This is a genomic window from Bradyrhizobium sp. LeoA1Lang (assembly GCF_055413685.1).
Genome location: NZ_JBVAPG010000588.1, coordinates 1 through 260 on the forward strand (window position 1 = coordinate 1; position 260 = coordinate 260).

Sequence of the window (260 nt, forward strand, 5' to 3'; positions counted from 1 at the left end):
AAGGAAAAAATGGTCATTCGCATTGCGCTCGCCCGTAAGCTCCTGGTCCGCCTCAACGCCAAAGCACGCGAGGCGCGTGCCGCTTACGCCAATGCAACTTGACAATCCAGATAGTCGCTCATCCCGCGCTTCGCGCTGAGCAACCGGCGACATGGGTAACACTTCAAACCGACGACATGGGTAACACAATTCTCGTTTCGTTCAGGTCTGCTGTTGCTGGGGCTGTGGACCCTGGGGGCAACGCGCAGCGTTGTCCCCAA

1 pseudogene is annotated in these 260 nt (G+C 58.1%); it reads left to right on the forward strand.

From position 1 onward, the window contains the following. Positions 1 to 102 (forward strand): annotated as a pseudogene (locus ACZYOF_RS44605) (IS110 family transposase); the annotation flags it as partial. Between the last annotated feature and the right edge of the window lie 158 nt (positions 103 to 260).